Consider the following 19,044-nt stretch of genomic DNA (forward strand, 5'->3'; position numbering starts at 1 on the left):
CTTCATTTTGTGATTATGAACCTTTAATGAAGACCGTTTTGATGGCTGTGAAAAACTCTTTCGCTGCTTCTCCCTGCTCGCGTGAACCGGAGCTGGATGCTTTCATGCCGCCAAACGGTGCCTGCAGTTCAACGCCGGCGCTCTCTGCATTGATCCGGACAAGCCCTACTTCGATTTCATCGATAAATTCAAGAATCGAATTAATGTTGGACGTAAAAATTGATGCGCTCAATCCGTATTTTGTATTGTTCGCCACATCAATTGCTTCTTCGAGATCCGCTGCTTTAATAAGTGCGATGACCGGGCCAAAAATTTCTTCCTGTGCAATGGCCATGTCCGCCGTCACGTCTTCGAAAATCGCTGGTGTGACGAAAAAGCCTTTATCGTACACGCCGCCTGTTAACACCTCACCGCCGTGTGCGAGTTTTGCGCCTTCCTGCTTTCCTTTTTCAATGTATTCTGTTACGGTATTGAACTGGCTTTCGCTTGCACAAGGCCCCATCCAAATGCCTTCTTCCAGCCCGTTTCCTACTGTAATTTTTCCAGCTTCTTCAACAAGCTTTTGTTTAAATTCTTCATAGACCGCTGATTCAACGACAACGCGGCTTGATGCGGTACACTTTTGACCGGAAGAACGGAATCCGCCGCTGATAACGGCTTCTACCGCTTGGTCAATATTCGCATCTTTCGTGACGATAACCGGATTCTTCCCGCCCATTTCAAGCTGATATTTAATGCCGCGTGCCGAAGCCGATTTCGCTACGCCCTGACCGACATTTTCAGAGCCGGTAAAGGTAATGGCATTCAAAAGTGGATGGTCAATAAGTCCTTGGCCAATTACGGAGCCGGAACCCGTGATGAAGTTCACAACACCTGCCGGGAAACCGGCTTTTGCAAGACATTCCATTACCTTCGCCGCTGTAACAGCGCCTTCAGTAGCAGGTTTCCAAACAATTGTATTGCCGTATACGAGTGCCGGAGCCATTTTCCAAATTGGAATCGCGACCGGGAAGTTCCACGGTGTGATCACACCGACAACACCAAGGGGCGTCCGTTTCGTAAGCATTAGGGCATCTTTATCTGATGACGGAATAACATCGCCCTCTTTCCGCATGCCTTCGCCTGCATAGTAACGAAGAATGGCGATACCACGCGCCGTTTCACCTTTAGCCTCTGGAAGCGTTTTCCCCATTTCGCGCGTCATTGTTTCCGCAATTTCATTAAGGTTTTCTTCTAAAATATTTGCCGCCTTGAAAAGGATTTGACCACGTGCTGACTGACCGAGTCTGCGCCATTCTTTTTTTACATTGTGCGCCGCTTCCACTGCTTTGTTCAAATCGTCTTCGGTTGAGCTTTGCACGTAGCCAACCGGTTCTCTATCCGCCGGACTAATACTTGTAATCGTTTTATCAGATGAAGCATCTATCCATTCATTGTTAATAAAGTTTTTATATGTTTTCGTTGCAAATGTAGTTGTCATAATTAGTTGTAGCTCCTTTTTAATTAAAATGTTGGCCCAATTCTCCAGATTCCAAAATCATGCTGCTTTAAAATTTCTGCTTTTGTGAGTTTGCCGTTTGAAACGTGTTGGATTTCATTCATGATACGCCAGCCGACGTCATTAACGGTTTCTATTCCATCGACAATCGTACCTGCATCTAAATCCATGTTTTCACTCATCCGCTCAAACATTGGCGTATTCGTTGAAATTTTAATGACAGGGACAATCGGTGACCCCGTCGGCGTGCCGCGTCCACTTGTAAAGAGAACAACTTGAGCACCGCCTGCGACCATGCCCGTCAATTGCTCAATGTCGTGTCCCGGCGTATCCATCCACACGAGCCCTTTTTTCGTCGGCACCTGTGCATAATCAATGACTTCTTCCAATCGGGTTGTACCTGATTTTGTCGAGGCTCCGAGTGATTTTTCTTCGAGCGAGCTGAGCCCGCCTTCAATGTTTCCGGGACTCGGATTGCCGGTGCGGATATCGACACCCATTTGAATCGAGCGGTTTTCCATCGCTTTAATAACCGCATAAGCTTTTTTCGCAACCTGGTCGTTTGCTGCACGATTGGCGAGCAAGTGTTCCGCACCGATAAGTTCAGTCGTTTCTGCTAAAATAGCGGTTCCGCCCTGCTGGACAATCATATCGCTCGTTCGTCCGACTGCCGGGTTCGCTGATAAGCCGGAACACGCATCCGATCCACCACATTCTGTGCCGACGATCAGCTCACTAAAGTCACATAATTCGCGCTGCACCATCGAGGCATCCTGTACCATTTTGACTGCAATTTTCGCTACTTCCGCTATGGTTTGAAGCGTACCGCCATGATCTTGAATCGATACCGTTTCGACCGGTTTGCCGCATTTGGCAATCTCATCTCCAATACGGTGCGCCTGATGCGTCTCACAGCCAAGACCGAGAACAATGACACCGTATACATTTGGATTCATGCCCATTCCCGCATACGTTCGGGCCGTTTGATCATAATCATTGCCAACTTGTGCACAGCCATGCTGGTGAATAAATGTAACCGTTCCGCTGACTAGCTCTGTTACGCGCTGGGCTGTTTGCGTCGCGCATGTAATCGTCGGCAAAATCAGTACATGATTTCGGACACCAACGCGCCCATCCGGACGTCGATAACCCCAAAACTGCATTTTTTCATTTAGCAATTTTGTCACCTCTTCCTCTTTTGCCTTCTAAATTGTGTACGTGAACGTGTGCACCTGCTGGAATTGCGACGACTGCCGCACCAATTACTTCTCCGTATTTAATAATGTCAGCCCCCTGCTCGATCGCTTTGACCGCGAACTTATGGCCAAAGCGAATCGGTTCAAGGATTGTCACCGGAATGTCTTGTTTTTTTCCTTTTACGATAACAGAAACGTGTTCAGGTATGTCCGATAAAGCGACAGCTACACTATCTTTTTCGCTTAGATACAGTGTTTTGTATTCGCTCATTTTGCTACCCCTTAAATGGCTTGTGCTGCTTTTTTAATTTGGACAACTGGATTATTCAAAACGCCGATGCCAGGGATTTCAATTTCAATGCGATCATTATCGTTTAATGTGAATTCATTTGGCGGAACAACGCATGTGCCTGTCAAAAGTACGGTACCGTCAAAAATGTCATTGTCGAGCACTAAGTAGTGGACAAGTTCATCCAATGTGCGTTTTAGCTGATTGACTTGTGCTTCGCCGTCAAATACTTTTTCTTCATTTCGATATATACGGCACATAATTTTAAACTCATACGGATCTGAAACTGCTTCTTTTAATAAAATAGCTGGTCCGATAGAGCACGAGTTTTTCCATACTTTTGCCTGTGGAAGATAAAGCGGATTTTCACCTTCAATGTCCCGGCAGCTCATATCATTTCCTGCGATATAGCCGAGTACGGTGCCTTCCTTGTCGATGACAAGACCAAGCTCCGGCTCAGGAATTTGCCAGTTGGAATCTGAGCGTAAGTAAACCGGATCATTCGGGCCCACGGTTCTTGCTGCAGTCGATTTAAAGAAAATCTCGGGGCGCACTGCATCATACACTTTGTCATAGAACGTCTCGCGGTCAAGCTTTCCTTCAGTCGCTTCATAGTTGCGCGCTTCCTTGCTTTTTTTATATGTCACACCAGATGCCCATACTTCCGGTGCGTCAATTGGCGTTGTTAAATGAAGGCCGTCCAATGGCTGTTTTTCTCCATCTGTTGCTATCTGTTTTACAATGTCAAATGCTGTTTTGTTTTTCTCGCGTGCTTTTTCAATCAACGACATAAAATCTGTAAATGGCAGGTCCACTACATTATTTTCATTTGTGACGACAGCAAGTTGTTTTTCGTTTTCTTTTACATAGCGAATAATTCTCATTTTCTATTTTCCTCCTAAATGACAAGTCATCATGTTTTATATTTTTTCATATTCATATCCGAGCCCTTGCGAAATGTTACTACTGCATTCTTTTAGAATACGGACATAATACTCACGGGTTTCTTCGTTTATTTTCGACGCAGGCATCGATACACTCATAGCTGCGATTACTTTGCCTGAATAGTCTTTAATTGGGACAGCTAAACAGACAATACCCGGTTCATTTTCTTCATTATCCATTGAATATCCGGCATTACGTGCTTGTTCGATTACCGCTAAAAATTCCTCTTTAGAGCCAATTGATTTTTCAGTTGGTCTCGTAAAATTATAGCCGTCTAAAAGCAAATCGAGTTCACTGTCCGTTTTGGTTGCGACAAGTGATTTGCCAACTCCACTCGTATGAATTGGAACGCGCCGGCCGATACGGGAATAGACCACTGTTACTCCGCTGCCTTCCACTTTATCTACATATACACCTTCCTGGCCGTCTAACACAACGAGGTGAATCGTTAAGTTTGTGATCGCTGAAAGCCTTTCAAGATGTTTTCTGGCGACACGGCGCAGATCAAGATGGCTCACTACCATGCTCCCCCGCTCAAATAACTTTAAACCGAGCAAGTACTTTCCGTTCTCTTCATTTTGTGAAATATAGTGATGCACCTGTAATGTTTTTAAAAGCGAATGAACGGTACTTTTATGCAAATTCATTCGTTTGCTAATCTCTGTAATTGTTAATTCCCGCTCACGCTCGTCAAATAAATCCAATATTTTCAATGCACGCTCCACCGATTGGATAATAGGCATTGTTCTTCACTCCTCTATCTTCTGCTGGCCTTTATTTTACCGGATTTTTGACGAGCATGTCTTATTTTATAACTTGGTTTGTTTCCAAAAGCAATATATCCTGCTCATAATCAAGGACCGCATCTTCAACGACAGCGATTGGGACAACCCCATTCGCTGCATCTGTATGTCCATACATCCGGTTGCTCGCCGCCACCATTTTTTGGCGAACCTTCATTCGCTGCTTTCGCTCTGTTACTAGTGATTGTCTCTCTTCTTTCCATGCTTCTTTAAAATCGTGTACGACTTCCCCTTCTAAAAGCTGGATTGGATCAACAAAATCAATACGGCGTCCACGAAGCTGCAGGTGCAGGATATCTCCTGTTTTCAAGAAGCCGATGCCACCATCTTCATACGCTTCCGGTGTCATATGACCAATTGCTGCTCCATATGTCACGCCAGAATATCGGCCGTCACTGATGATTGTCGCCAGTTTTTTCATGACACGACTCGCATTAATATGCTGCATCGGTGTAAACATTTCCGGCATACCAAATGCTACCGGTCCCTGACCTGCGATAATGACAGCAATTTTTAAAATGCCTTCTTCTGCCATCTCATCAAACAATTCATCATATGATTTATTTTGAAGACGCAGCCATTCCTGTTCGTTATTGTATTTCAATGTTGAAAGCAAACGGTCATGCGCGAACAGCTTTTGCTCTTTTATTTTGGCAAGCAGACGTGGATCAAGCAGGTTTCTATTCGCATCATCTTCATTTTCGTAATAAAGAGCGAATGCCAGCTTATCATCGAATTGATCAAGCTGTGGTGTCGGCATGCCGCTAATTTTCACAACAGCACTTTCAAAGAAGTTTCCTTTTAAGACATCCACACCACTGAATCCACGACGTGGAGTGGATAAAATGACCTTATCTTCTTTTACATTCACCGCCTGCAGGCTGCGTGTAATCGCCAGACGTTCTTTCCACGTTTTTGCGGCCACAGTCGGCGCATCCTGGTCCATTGGCACGCCATTTTCAATGAGTTCATAAAAGAGCGTTTCCATTCCACGACTTGTACCGCTGCAGCATTGCATTGCGAGCGAATAAATGTCCCTGCCTTCTGTAAGGCTGTAGTCAAATAAATCAGGAATCGGATGCGAATGGTGAATGCGGTCAAGATCCCATAAGCTGAATTTGTATCCTGCATAGAGCATGCCCGCGACGATATGCATCATTAAGTTCGTCGATCCACCGGACGCGCTGTGAATGCGAATTGCATTTTTAATGTTCGCCGCGACAATGTTGGCCACGCCATATCGCTCATCGTTTATCATTCCCGCAAAGCTGTCAAGCACCGCGTTAATCTGGCGCTGTGATGGTGGATCTGTCAGGAGCTCGACTGCTGGATGAACGAGCCCCATTCCCGCGACTAAATGGCGTGAACTATTGCCCGTTCCATTAAAGGCACACACGCCTCCCTGTCCGTCACATGTTGCGACAGCGAGCCGCATTTCAAAATATTTGTGCTGTTCTTTCGTCAAAATGCCTCGCTCATATGCCCGTTCGAATACGCCCTGGAATGCGGTATTCGATGAACATTGCAAGATGTACGCCATCGTATCGCGTAAATCAACGGCTACATCCTCTGCGCCTTCACTTTCCGCTTTTTTCGCCAGCGCTTCCAATTCTTCAATCACGTCATCTGGAATTGAGCCGCCTTCTAATACGTGAGCCGGTGCGAATGTCGCGAAAAAGGGCGCTTCACCACGGCTGCGGCGTACACGGTCGACATGTGCGAGCGCGCTTACAACACCAAGCGGCTGCTTATCACACCCTTGAATAACGAATGCGCCATGATAACTGTGTGCTTCAAGCTGATTGACAACCATTTGTGCAACCGCGTTTCGGCTTTGTAGTGAGTAACTCATCCCTTGATTGCTTTGGGCTGTCCCGTCACACATAACCGGTGTCGAAAAGTAAAATGGCACGCCGCCGTTTTGCCAGATGCGGATTGCTGCCCGTGCCGATGTTTGGTAATCCATAATGTGCGCTGGATGATCGGATGAACCGCCGATAATCGCAATACGCGGCGCATTTCGCTCTAGCCTCATATAAATTTCTTCCAGCGTCCAGTCTGGCTTGCCGCCTTCATATGTGGAGCCAAGCGTCAGCTTTGAGCGGTCCAGCAGCCCGGCAACCGTGATCGGTTCATTTGCTTTTCCCTGTACGTTATCGCGGTAAGGGTTTACATCATTATCAATGTGGGGGTATAAATGAGTCATTTCAGCACTCCTTTTCACAATATTCCAATGAATGCTACTAAAAGAAATAACGAACGGCCACAGTCTACTAGTTTAATACCAAGTCTTCTGGCTCTGATAAAATCTCTAAACTGTTATTTTTTTCAGCCTCTTCAATCATGCTTTCAGAAATCCAAATTTCACCGATTTCAAGTGTGTTTTTTATTCTTACGACCCTTACTTTATTTAAATCAAAGGCATTGCACGTTTTGATCGCAGCTTTAACCGCCAATTCCTGTGTATCTAAACACATCGGAAGCTTTACAACCTCTGTCACTGTGCTGGTGAGTGCATTGGCATATCCTTTTTCCCATTCGATTTCATTCATAACCGCTTTCGTCGTCATATCCGCCATACCGATGCCGTTTGCATTCCCATGAGTTTTCTCAGTCAGTCCAAGGACAACGGTCCGTTTAACGTCTGGACCCCCAGTGGCATAAGGGGTCGCGAAGTTGCCTGTTATGTTTGGATCCATTCCATCTCCGGAAATGTCTTTTCCTATTTCATTTACAATGAGTACGTCCATCGTATCGAAATGTATCTTTGGCATTAATGATTTCGCTTCTATCAATAGTTCCGGTTCTACCTTCTCCAAATCCTCTACCGGTACAGCGACGATTTTCGCGGGTTTATCGTAAGCATTCTCAATAGTCGCAAGGCCAAATATGATCGGAGCTTTTGCTAAGGAAATTTTCGCCATCTCAGGTACGTGTTCAGCCATATACTTAAAGCTGTATGCATGAGCCGCTTCAGCTCCCTTTTGCTTACCTAAACCGATTGTGATCATTTTCATGAGTCCGCTTTCAACCGGTCCGCGGAATGCAGTGTGCGGCTTTATCCGATTGATGACAATAATTTTGTCTGATTCATAGGCAAGCTTATCGATATATACAGGCAGCCCATTAGGTAATTCATCCAGTTTCACTACTTCCATTGAAGACCTTATTGGTGCTCCAACAGCTTCTTCTGTTACACCCAGCTGAAGCAGCACGTCGATTTGCCCTTCTGCTGTTGCACCGCCGTGGCTGCCCATTGCAGGTACGATAAATGGATTGCCGCCTGCTTTTTTTACCGCAGCGGCTGTTTCTCTTACTAGGATAGGCAGATCGGCTACTCCTCTGCTTCCTACAGCAATAGCTACATTGTCTTTTTCAGATATTCTTGATAAGACACCTGCTTCGTTTATTGCTTTTTGCACCTCACCCGCTACATCAGCGAGTTGAGGTGCATGAAATTTCTGCCGTACTTTGATCATTTTGGGTAACTGGATGTCCCGTAAAAGCTCCGAAATAATATCCATTGTCATTTCTCCTTACTGAAGGGCTGGATTAATTGCCGCGCACTTTTTCAACTTCAGTCATCATTTCTTCTACAAGATCGACACCGAATTTTTGTGCATATTCGTCTGTCACAGGCTGAATAACTTCTTTCATTTTCGCCATTTCTTCTGGTGTTACTTCGTTGATTTTCATTCCTTCTTCTTCTAGGAATTTAAGTGCTTTCTCATTTTCTTCCTGATTAAGTTTCCGTTGGTATTCTCCAGCTTCTTTTGCAGCTTCACTCATGATTTTTTGTTCTTCTTCTGATAAGTCATCCCAGAACTTTTTGCTGACAAGGAATACAAATGGTGTATAAACATGTCTTGTAATGCTTAAGTAGTCTTGTACTTCATTGTATTTTTGCGTTTGAATGGTTGCGAGCGGATTTTCCTGCCCATCAACAGTACCTGTTTCTAACGCGGTAAATACTTCAGAAAAAGCCATCGGGGATGGATTAGCCCCTAATTTCGAAAATGCATCTAAGTGTACTTCATTTTGCATTGTACGAATTTTAAGGCCTTTGAAATCAGCAGCTGTTTCTACTGGATGTTTGCTGTTTGTTAAGTTTCGGAAGCCGTTTTCCCAGTATCCAAGACCTACTAAACCATGCTCCGGTAATTTATCCAAAAGCTTTTGGCCGACTGCACCATCAAGTACTGCGTAAGCTTCTTCTTCAGTATTAAAGACAAACGGGAAGTCATAAATTCCAAACTCCTTAATCATTCCCACGAGTGGGGAAGTTGAAGGGGTTGTTACTTCCTGCGTACCGGCTTGAAGAGCTTCTGTCATCTTCTGGTCATCTCCAAGAGTGGCATCGTAGAAGTTTTGGACTTTCATTTTTCCGTCACTTTTTTCTTCAAGGAGCTCTTTAAATTTCTCCATCCCCTGCCCTTGTGGATGTGCTTCACCGTTTCCGATCCCTGTTCTAATCGTTCTCTCTTGAATACCCTCAGTTGCAGCGCTTTCATTTTTTGTTGCACTGCTATCCTCATTGCTGCAAGCGCCCAAGAGTAAAACTCCCGGCAAAATCACTCCAGCTGCTAAACGTTTCAACAAAGTATTCATCATAATTCCTCCTAAAATGTTATAAATCTTATTATCCAAACCCAATTACTAGTTTCATTGCTTTAGGATGTAAACCATTCAAGAGGGACTAATACTAATGAAGGGAATATGATTAACAAAATCAATATAATTACTTCAACGAGCAAGAAAGGCCAGATTCCCTTCATCAGGTCTTCCATACTGATTTTACTTATCCCGCACATGACATTTAAGACGGTCCCAACCGGCGGTGTAAGCAAACCAATCGCGTTATTAAGAATAAACAGGACACCGAAATAAACAGGATCAATACCCGCTGCTTCAACAATCGGCATTAATACAGGTGTCAGGATTAGGATTGTTGGTGTCATATCCATTGCTGTTCCAACCACGATCACCAGCAGGTTAATCATAATTAATAGAAGGACCGGTTTATCCAAAAATGGTTCCAGCATGCCAATGACCTCACCAGGTAAATTAGCCACCGTAATCAGCCAGGATGAAACGAGTGCTGCAGCAACGAGGAACATAACGACACTCGTCATCTTGCCTGCATGAACAAACACATTGAATAAATCTTTCACTTTCAGTTCGCGATAGACGACCATGCCGACAAATAATGCGTATACTGCTGCTACAACCGCCGCTTCCGTCGGGGTAAAGATCCCAAATTTTAACCCGGCAATAATAATCACTGGAAGGAAAAGCGCCCAGATCCCATTGCGAAGAGCCAAAAACATTTCCTTCGCAGATGCACGGGGCAGCACGACGACTTTATCCTTGCGGGCCACAATGGCCCATGTAATCACCAGGCCGAGGGCCATGAGTATGCCGGGCACAATTCCCGCCATAAAAAGCTTGGTAATGGATACGCCACTCGCTACACCAAAAATGATAAAACCGATGCTCGGCGGAAGAACCGGGGCAATAATCCCGCCCGTGGCAATCAGTCCGCTCGCACGATTCACGTCATAACCGGCTTTGGCCATGATCGGAATTAAGACGGCACCCAGGGCCGCTGTATCAGCTACAGCAGAACCGGAAATACTGGCAAATAATAAAGCCGCGAAAATGGCTACATAGCCAAGGCCTCCCCTGATATGGCCGACCAGCGTCATTGCCATTTCAACGATCCGCCGCGACAATCCACCCTGATTCATCGCCTCCCCCGCCAGCATAAAGAACGGAATGGCCATAAGAGGAAAGTTATCCGCGCCGCTGATTAGGTTTTGCGCGATAATTTGACTATCAAAAATACCAAGGAAGTACATTAACACTACGCTGCTTACGAGTAAGGCAAAGGCAATCGGCATTCCTAATGCCATTGCTCCAAGTAAAGACCCGACAAATATACCTATCATGCCTTCTTCTCCTCCTTCCCTACCCTGTCATCTGTGATAAACTCATCACCGTGAAGAGAAATTAACTCTTCCGACTCACTAATTTTGACTAAATCTTCATCCTTGATTTTGTTGAAGATCACCTGATACAAATTGTAAATGGTCATAAGGCCCATGGAAGCACTCACCAAAATCCCCGTTCCATATACAAGTGCTAGCGGCATGCCCGTAGCGGGTGCCGTACTATCAATGTTAATCATCGTCATCTTCCAGCTGCCATCCAGGACAAGAATAAGAACAAATAATATCATTAAATCACTAATCACAATGACTAATCTTTTCATCTTATTAGGCAGCCGCTTAACCAGCATGTCCACACCTAAGTGTTCTTTGTTTTTAAAAGCGCCGATCGCACCGAGGAACGTCAGCCAGATAAAGAGATACCGCGACATTTCTTCGGACCACGTAATGCCTGAGTTAAAGGCATAACGAAGAACGACATTGCCAAAAACGAGAACGACCATGACCGCTAGTGCAACAGCCATAACAATATTTAATGTGTTTTCTAAGGATCTCGATATTTTATTCATTCTACTTCTTCACTCCCTTTATTAAAGCGCTTACTTATTCTGCTTTAATTTTTTCAACCAGCTCTTCCGCCCATTCATTTTCTTTGAAAACATCATCGTATACAGGCTGAGACGCATCTAACATTTCTTTTGCAAAACTTTCGTCAGGTGTAGTAAATTTGATTTCATTATCTTGGAGGAATTTTTTGTCATCTTCATAACTTTTTTCCAATAAATCAAACTCATATGCTGCTGCTTCCTTGGCTGCTTTTTGGATAATCTCCTGTTGTTCTTTTGTCAAACCGTTAAAGAATTTGCTATTAATAATGTAAATATTAGGACTAAACATATGTTTTGATTCTAGTACATCACTTTGAACTTCGTAATAGGCTGAAGATCTTAACGTTGCAATTGGATTATCTTGAGCGTCGACAACATTTTGTTCAAGTGCTGTAAATACTTCAGAAATAGGTAACGGACTCACATTTGCTCCAAGGGATTCACCTAACTTGATATAGTTCGGAATATTCGGCATTCTAAGTCGGAGACCGTCAAAGTCTTTCATACTTTCGATCGGACGGTTACTCGAAAACATTCTAAATCCGTTCGCACTCCATGCAAGCGGTGTTACACCATGCTTCGGATCTAAGTCAGCTGTTAGTTCTTCTCCGATCGGACCATTCAATACTTTTTTCACATGATCAAAATCTCTAAATAAAAATGGCCATTCAGGAACCCCCATTTTCGGAATATCCGACTGCATAATTAATCCTGGAATACCCATTTCAATTGTTCCGTTTCTGACACCATCATAAAATTCTTTTTCTGCCCCTAATGTGCTATTGGCATAAATTTGAACTTCCAATTCCCCATTGCTTTCTTCCTCAACCATTTTTTTGAATTTTTCATTCAAAGCAATATTTTGAGGATGCTCTTCAGCAAAATAATGTGCCACTTTAATGGTTTTCTTTTCAACTTCAGATCCGCCGCCGCTAGTTTCTTCTCCCTGACTTCCACAGCCTGCTAGAAGCAATGCCCCGGCAAGCGTTACGCTTGAAGCAACTCCAAAAAACTTTCTTTTTTTCATATAAATTCCCCCTTTTATTTGTAAGCGTTATCACAACAAATGAAAATAAAAAAGTTTTCTTCCTCCTTTATCTTTTATCAAAAACAACATCAATAGTTTTATAATATAAAACTCTGTTCTTGTTGAACAGGAAAGAAAAATAATTATTTCTAGTACTATTTTTCTCTAATTATAATATTTTATATTAATGTTGATTATCCATATTTTTGTTTTGGTACAGGAAATCTAGTTCTAAATATGTTCTATAATATAAAACCGCGTTTTATATGAAAGAACTTAAGTTGATTATAATATCCTTTTTTTATTTTTGTCAAACTATTTTTAATTATTTAATAACAATTTTGCTGATTAGACAAAGTTAGATATTTTTCACTTGCAGATGCTCAAAATATTGATGCAGGAACAAGACCACTTCTGCCTGCCCTTCCAATGGCAGTGCCCCCAAAGAAGCATTCGATGAAAGCCGGCAAGAGACAGACTTGCATAAGTGGATTGACTGGTCTGTCTTTCCTCGGCAATCATCCTGAATTATCAAATATTCTCCCCCCCCTTTCATAACCTAAAGAGATGGCAAAAGAAAAGGAGGTGACCGGATGCCAATTAAACCGAGAGTTCTGCAGCGGGGAGATACGGTAGGCATCGTTACGCTGGGCAGTCCCATTGCTGCGAGTATTATCAATGCTGGCATTGCTTTTTTACAAGGAATGGGACTTCGGGTTGCCGTAGGAAAGTATGTATACGTACAAAACGGATTTCTAGCCGGAACAGCTGAACAACGTGCTGAAGACTTGATGTCCATGTTCACTAACACCGAGGTGAAGATGATTTTGCCTGTAAGGGGCGGCGTCGGTGTGGAAAGTATATTACCGTACCTTGATTACAAACTGATCGCCCAAAACCCAAAAATCGTTAGCGGATACAGCGATATTACCGTCTTATTGAACGTTTTATATCAGTTTTCCGACATCATTACATTTCACAGCTTGCTCCTTATTGACTTTAGAGCACTGACACCGGCTTACAACTTTGAGCAGTTTTTTACTATAACATCCTCCACTGTTTCACCCCGTCCGATACTGAACCCTCCAGGAGTGCCGCTTACTGGCAGAGTGCAGGGGGATGTCAGCGGGCCAGTTGTTGGAGGGAATTTGACATCAATTGTCGGGACTCTGGGTACACCATATGAAATCAACACTGCCGGGAAAATTCTTTTCCTCGAAGACACTCATGAACCTATTAATACGGTTTACCGTTATATCGAGCATATGAGGATTGCTGGAAAATTTGAGGATTGCCTCGGCATCATTATGGGTGAATGCACGAATTGTCCAGAGGCCTACGGCAAGTCCTATGACGATTTGATCAACGAATTTATCGTGCCATTCGGCAAACCGCTAATGACAAATCTTGCTTCAGGGCATGGATTCTACAAAGCTGCCATTCCGATTGGCGCCAGAGTGAATGTAAATACCTTCAACAATACGATTACTTTGCTGGAAGCAGCTGTACGCTAATAAATACACGATTTTCTTTTTGGTTTTCCTTATGAGCGGCATCCATTTTGTTCCTCTTTTATAAATGCTCCATTGTCCTTGGTGAATCATCGTGTCACTTATTTTTAATTATAGATAATCGATACAACTTCCGTATCATATTACAATCCGAATTCCGAATTTGCAATACTTTCCGAAAACTTTTTAATTTAATCCTACAGTTTTATGGTCAAGCAAGAAGAGCAGCCGACTGGCTGCTGTAAAACTGATCATTTTTCTTTCTTCCTGATTCATGTGTTTATTCAATTCATTTATCGTACTGATTTGATCAGCCGAAACAACTGATTTGTCGTCAAGCGCAAGTTCTGATAAGTCATTTTTGAATCCATTGCTTCTTCCAAAGACATGGGTGCATTCATAATCGAGAAATAAGAAGTGATGCCAAGTTCATTTAAGGCAGCTGCCTCTTCTGCTACACCACCCGCTAAGGCAATGACGGGTATGCGGTCATGATGAGCAAGCTTTGCCACACCCAACGGTGCCTTCCCCATAGATGTCTGCCCGTCTAATTTCCCTTCGCCCGTAATGACAAAATCTGCCCCATCCATGCTGGCTTCCATTCCGGTGACTTCTAATACAAGTTCGATTCCGGACTGAAGCTTGGCATCTAAAAACCCCGTAAACGCAGCCCCTAATCCGCCGGCCGCTCCTGCGCCTGTAATATGGTGTATGTCCGTTCCCCGCTCATCCCGTACGACCTGTGCAAAGTGCTTTAACCCCTCATCCAGCTCTTTCACCATGTCTGGCGTTGCTCCTTTTTGGGGACCAAAAACATGAGTGGCTCCTTTTGGTCCATAAAGAAAGTTATTCACATCGCAAGCTACTTTGAACGTACAGTCTTTCAGTTTTGGATTTACTTGAGTTACATCGATTTTGTGTATGTTTTTCAAGGCCTGTCCACCCAGTCCTGCTTCTTCATTTTGCTGATTTAAAAAACGAAAGCCTAAAGCCTGCAGCATCCCGACACCTGCATCATTCGTAGCACTTCCGCCAAGGCCAATGACAAATTCTCGGCACCCTTTTTCAATGGCATCCGTAATAAGTTCACCAACGCCATATGTAGTTGTTACAGCTGGATTACGCTGTTCTTGAGGAACAAGCGGAAGACCACATGCCGCCGCTACTTCAATCACAGCTGTTTTTTCATCTCCTAAAATGCCATATACAGCCACTACTTTTTCTTGTAAAGGGCCTGTCACTTTTGTTTCAACCAATTGTCCAGCAGTCGCATGAACCAAGGCTTCTACTGTACCTTCACCGCCATCTGCCAAAGGAATGGTGACAATCTCTGCATCCTGATAGATGTCTTTAATTCCCAAAGCAATGGCTTCGCTTCCGTCTATTGAAGTAATACTTCCTTTAAATGAATCAATGGCAATTAACACCTTCACGATCAGCACCCCTTATTTATTCTCCATCATAGGTAAAATACGAAGATTCTGTATGACCAACACTGTTTCACCTATCGGCTCCAGGTAAAAAAGAGCCTGCTTCTCTGAAAGATATCTGCCTTTTTCGGCAATAGAAATTTTTGTTTAAAAAAACGAACGTTGACTTTGTCGACAATCTCAAGTCTTAATAAAAGACTTTTATCTTTTACTTAAGGCTTGAGAATATGAGATAGCTAGTGCATGATCTTTAACTACTTAGGTGTTTCGCATTACTTCATTATCCTTTATTTCATTAAGCAAGTTATTAGGGATTGAATTTCTTACCCCTTGAAGCAAATTAATTATCGCCAAATGAGATTTTCAAAACAAGGTTTGGATGAAAACGACCGAATGTAAGTATTAAAAAAAAGTCTTTTCTATGATTACAAGAAATACGACCGAATGGACTTTAACTCGGGCAATTCCGCAATTGGACCTTTTTCCGCATGATTACCCATAGTTTGAGGGCTGCAACCAGCGTTTCGCTTTGCGTTGCCATACTGGTTTCGACCAGGGGAGGGGCGGTTGGAAGAACGCAGCCCTGTTTAAAACCGCCGATTAATGGTGAGCCACAAGAAAAGGGATTCGTTATTCACACAAAATTGTTGACGGTCCCAAATTTCTTAGGACAACCTAATGAGGAGCATCCATTTGTTCCTCTTTTATAAATGCTCCATTGTCCTTGGTGAATCATCGTGTCATCTCTGAACCTTGTGGCTTTGACCTTATCCTCAGACAAACAAAAAAGCAACTCGGAAATTCGAAGTTGCTTTTATCATCCTTCATTTAAATACTTCATTTGCAAGTAACTCATAAGAAGTAACCCGGTCTTCATAAGAATGAGTAATGGTGACGACCATGAGTTCATCTGCTTGATACATGGTTTGTAAATCTGTTAATTGCTGCTTCACTTCTTGTGGATTACCAATCACCGTTTTAGCCCGCATATCTTCAATCATTTCTTTTTCAGCGTTAGTATATGAATATTGTTCAGCTTCTTCTATTGAAGGAACGCCATTCTTTCCTTCACCTTTTGCAAGTTTCAATTTCCAAATAAATCCACTTAAAGCTAGTTGTTCAGCTCTTTCTGTTGTTTCGGCACAAATAACCGAAACAGCAATAATGGATTCCGATTTTTTTAACTTGGCATTTGGTGTGAAATTCTCGATATACCTTTTCATGATATCAGCCCCATCTTTATCACTCATGAAATGTCCAAATGCATAGGCAGTTCCATTTTCCGCTGCAAGTTTTGCACTTTTCTCACTCGTTCCAAGAATCCAGGGTTGCGGAGAGATGGAAGGAAGAGGAGCCGCAGAAATTTTCGAGTACATATGTTCACTGGGAAAATCGTCATTTATAAAGTGAAGAAGTTCTTTAAAGGATTCTGGCATTTTCCATACTTGTTGCAAAAAGTTGTCTGAAAGAGCCATCGTAACTTCAGCAGAACCTCCGGGAGCTCTGCCAATTCCCAAATCAATACGACCTGGAAACAAAGTTGCCAGCAAATTATAAACTTCGGCAACTTTATATGGCTTATAATGCGGTAGTAAAACTGCTCCAGATCCAATGCGGATGTTTTCTGTATTTGCCCCAATGTACCCTAGCATAACTTCAGGCGCTGAACAAGAAAGCCCGGAAAAATCATGGTGCTCAGCAATCCAGTAGCGAGTGTATCCTAACTTCTCCCCACTCTGTGCAAGTTTCATTGACGCCTGTAATGCCTGTCCTGCCGTTTTTCCAGAAGACAGCGGTGATTGATCTAAAATACTTAATTTCATGCCACTATTCCCTTCATATCCTACTTAGCCTCAACTAACTCTTATTTAAAATGACTTCATTTACCATACTTTATATCCTTCTTCATAATTAAATAAACAAACCGTTTTAATACCCCTCTATTATGGATTAGGTATTAAGAAATCAGATTTTTCTTCCTATTTATTCACCGATCAAGGAAAAACGGGGGCAGATTATAATCGCTCATTTCGACTTTCCATTTTGATCAAGCCTTACCATCTGCTGTGTGAATTCCAACATGAATGTATGATGTTCTCACTTTGGGCTCCTCACCTGTTTTTGATCAAGTGGATATAACCCTGATTTTCCTGTCCAGATAAATGGAGACGATTCAAGAGCATAGAAATTTTCTATAGGTTACCATACGAATAATCCGACAACCATCGCACTCAAAAGTGAGACAGCCATTCCACTCACCAGTAACTTCCAAACATTTTGTCCGATAATATGTGATTTTTCTTCACTGAGGATAGAATTAAACGTTCCGTAAATCATCCCCACTGTACTAAAGTTGGCAAATGATGTTAAGAAGGTGACTGCAACCGCAACGGTATGCGGAGCCAGTCCGCTAATCTTATCCTTTAAATCGAGCATGGCCACGAATTCATTGGTAGCAAGCTTTATTCCCATTAATTGAGCAACATACATGGCATCCTTTCCAGACAAACCAAGCAGGTACGCGAATGGGCTAAAAACAACAGAGAATATTTTCTGAATGGTTAAACCCTCGACGACGAATCCTAAAATTCCATTTATGCTTGCTGTCAATGCAACATATCCAATAACCATGGCCGCGATTACAATGACCATTCTGATTCCAACAAGCATACTGTTTGAAATAGTGGAAAAGAAATCTTTTCGCTCATGTTCAGCAGGAACATAAACGATGTCATCTTCTTTGCTCACATCGACAGGATTGAGCATGTTTGCAATCAACAAAGCATTTAAGCAGTTTAATGGGATTGCGACAAATACGTAGGTTGCAGGCACCATGGATAAGTAGGCTCCAATAATCGAACCGCTGATGCTGCTCATGCTCATAATTCCGAATGTTAGCAGGCGCTGTTCTCTTAAAGCCACTAATTGATGGCGGATGACGGCCAATGCTTCTGTATTGCCAAGAAACATCATCTGGATCGAAAAGAAGCTCTCAAGCTTTGGCAAGCCTGATACTTTAGAAATGATCCAGCCTACTTTATCCATAAGCCATGTTAATATTCCGAAATAAGTTAAGATATCAAAGAAGGTGACGATGAAAATAATGGGCATTAATGCACTAAAAAAGAAATCAACCTGCTCGTTAGCCATGGCGGATGGGAAGACAAAAGAGATCCCTTCGTTTGCACAAGAAATTAGCCATGTAAAGAAAGAGGCTATTTGATTAATGACCCATGTCCCGATTTTAGTCGATAACATAAGCCATGTGATAAGCAGTTCAACAATCAACAAGATCAAAATAGATTTGTATTTAACGTTTCTTTTATTTGGCGAGCATAGGTAAACGAGGCCTATGACAACTAATACTCCCAGTGCATTTAACAAAAAATACATATTATCATCTCCTATCCCCTATTATCCCCCACGATACTTTTTTTATATAAAAAGCTCTCATCTTTTCCTGCTTTCAGTCGTAGGACAGGAAAAATGAAAAATAAGAGCTTTTTTATTGAAACAGCCACTATAAAAGAGGCCCTTTATGTGCTGCACATAAAGGACCTCTAGTTATCCGGATGGCAATATTTAGTCTGTTTTGTTAGCTGCTTTTTCAATAATTGTGTTGAAGAACCAGTCGATTACTTAGTATCCCTTTTGGGTGCTTGTTACTTCTTCTATTCCCATCGAAACGCCGTAAATAAATATTATGAAAAACCATTGGACGAAAGAGAAGTTCTTGAGATGCGAATTCGTACAGTGGAGGATATTATGAGTCGTGTTTTCTTCCAAAAA

Annotated in this window: 16 protein-coding genes; 1 reads left to right on the plus strand and 15 read right to left on the minus strand. The window is 42.8% G+C overall.

Features of this window, described 5'->3' with window-relative positions; translation table 11 throughout:
* Positions 1-13: 13 nt before the first annotated feature.
* The 12 genes from gucD to NLX67_RS15750 all read right to left on the minus strand — a co-directional run bounded on the left by gucD (position 14) and on the right by NLX67_RS15750 (position 12,849).
* Positions 14-1,480: an alpha-ketoglutaric semialdehyde dehydrogenase GucD gene (gucD, locus tag NLX67_RS15695; protein ID WP_254312460.1), complete on the minus strand. Its 1,467-nt coding sequence runs from the start codon at positions 1,478-1,480 to the stop codon at positions 14-16.
* 23 nt (positions 1,481-1,503) lie between these two features.
* Positions 1,504-2,661, minus strand: a complete 1,158-nt coding sequence (locus tag NLX67_RS15700; RefSeq protein WP_254312503.1) for a UxaA family hydrolase — start codon at positions 2,659-2,661, stop codon at positions 1,504-1,506.
* 4 nt (positions 2,662-2,665) lie between these two features.
* Positions 2,666-2,965, minus strand: coding sequence for a UxaA family hydrolase (locus NLX67_RS15705; protein WP_254312461.1), 300 nt, complete (start codon positions 2,963-2,965; stop codon positions 2,666-2,668).
* Between the two features lie 11 nt (positions 2,966-2,976).
* Positions 2,977-3,867 (minus strand): fumarylacetoacetate hydrolase family protein, encoded by an 891-nt coding sequence (locus tag NLX67_RS15710; protein WP_254312462.1) that lies wholly within the window; start codon positions 3,865-3,867, stop codon positions 2,977-2,979.
* Between the two features lie 36 nt (positions 3,868-3,903).
* Positions 3,904-4,671 carry an IclR family transcriptional regulator gene (locus NLX67_RS15715; protein ID WP_254312463.1) on the minus strand — a complete coding sequence of 256 codons (768 nt, stop codon included), beginning with the start codon at positions 4,669-4,671 and terminating at the stop codon, positions 3,904-3,906.
* 61 nt (positions 4,672-4,732) lie between these two features.
* Positions 4,733-6,937, minus strand: coding sequence for a dihydroxy-acid dehydratase domain-containing protein (locus NLX67_RS15720; RefSeq protein ID WP_254312464.1), 2,205 nt, complete (start codon positions 6,935-6,937; stop codon positions 4,733-4,735).
* A 67-nt stretch (positions 6,938-7,004) separates the two neighbouring features.
* On the minus strand, positions 7,005-8,255 hold the full coding sequence (locus NLX67_RS15725) for a nickel pincer cofactor-dependent isomerase, group 22 (protein ID WP_254312465.1): 1,251 nt from the start codon (positions 8,253-8,255) through the stop codon (positions 7,005-7,007).
* A 28-nt stretch (positions 8,256-8,283) separates the two neighbouring features.
* Positions 8,284-9,342: a TRAP transporter substrate-binding protein gene (locus tag NLX67_RS15730; protein WP_254312466.1), complete on the minus strand. Its 1,059-nt coding sequence runs from the start codon at positions 9,340-9,342 to the stop codon at positions 8,284-8,286.
* Positions 9,343-9,401: 59 nt separating this feature from the next.
* Positions 9,402-10,679: a TRAP transporter large permease gene (locus NLX67_RS15735; RefSeq protein ID WP_254312467.1), complete on the minus strand. Its 1,278-nt coding sequence runs from the start codon at positions 10,677-10,679 to the stop codon at positions 9,402-9,404.
* Positions 10,676-11,248, minus strand: a complete 573-nt coding sequence (locus NLX67_RS15740; RefSeq protein ID WP_254312468.1) for a TRAP transporter small permease — start codon at positions 11,246-11,248, stop codon at positions 10,676-10,678. Before NLX67_RS15740 ends, NLX67_RS15735 begins: the two co-directional genes overlap by 4 nt.
* 34 nt (positions 11,249-11,282) lie before the next feature.
* Positions 11,283-12,314, minus strand: coding sequence for a TRAP transporter substrate-binding protein (locus tag NLX67_RS15745; RefSeq protein ID WP_254312469.1), 1,032 nt, complete (start codon positions 12,312-12,314; stop codon positions 11,283-11,285).
* Between the two features lie 358 nt (positions 12,315-12,672).
* On the minus strand, positions 12,673-12,849 hold the full coding sequence (locus NLX67_RS15750) for a hypothetical protein (RefSeq protein ID WP_254312470.1): 177 nt from the start codon (positions 12,847-12,849) through the stop codon (positions 12,673-12,675).
* A 58-nt stretch (positions 12,850-12,907) separates the two neighbouring features.
* Here NLX67_RS15750 and NLX67_RS15755 point away from each other — a divergent pair, with 58 nt between their 5' ends.
* Positions 12,908-13,828: a S66 peptidase family protein gene (locus NLX67_RS15755; protein ID WP_254312471.1), complete on the plus strand. Its 921-nt coding sequence runs from the start codon at positions 12,908-12,910 to the stop codon at positions 13,826-13,828.
* 290 nt (positions 13,829-14,118) lie between these two features.
* Here NLX67_RS15755 and NLX67_RS15760 read toward each other — a convergent pair whose 3' ends face one another.
* The 3 genes from NLX67_RS15760 to NLX67_RS15770 all read right to left on the minus strand — a co-directional run bounded on the left by NLX67_RS15760 (position 14,119) and on the right by NLX67_RS15770 (position 18,648).
* A complete protein-coding gene (locus NLX67_RS15760) occupies positions 14,119-15,258 on the minus strand; it encodes a glycerate kinase (protein ID WP_254312472.1) in 1,140 nt (379 codons plus the stop codon).
* 821 nt (positions 15,259-16,079) lie between these two features.
* Positions 16,080-17,078, minus strand: coding sequence for an LLM class flavin-dependent oxidoreductase (locus NLX67_RS15765; RefSeq protein ID WP_254312473.1), 999 nt, complete (start codon positions 17,076-17,078; stop codon positions 16,080-16,082).
* 376 nt (positions 17,079-17,454) lie between these two features.
* Complete coding sequence (locus NLX67_RS15770) at positions 17,455-18,648, minus strand: nucleoside transporter C-terminal domain-containing protein (RefSeq protein ID WP_254312474.1); 1,194 nt, start codon at positions 18,646-18,648, stop codon at positions 17,455-17,457.
* Positions 18,649-19,044 lie beyond the last annotated feature (396 nt).

Source organism: Domibacillus sp. A3M-37 (genome assembly GCF_024213455.1).
Classification (GTDB): Bacteria; Bacillota; Bacilli; order Bacillales; family Domibacillaceae; genus Domibacillus; species Domibacillus tundrae.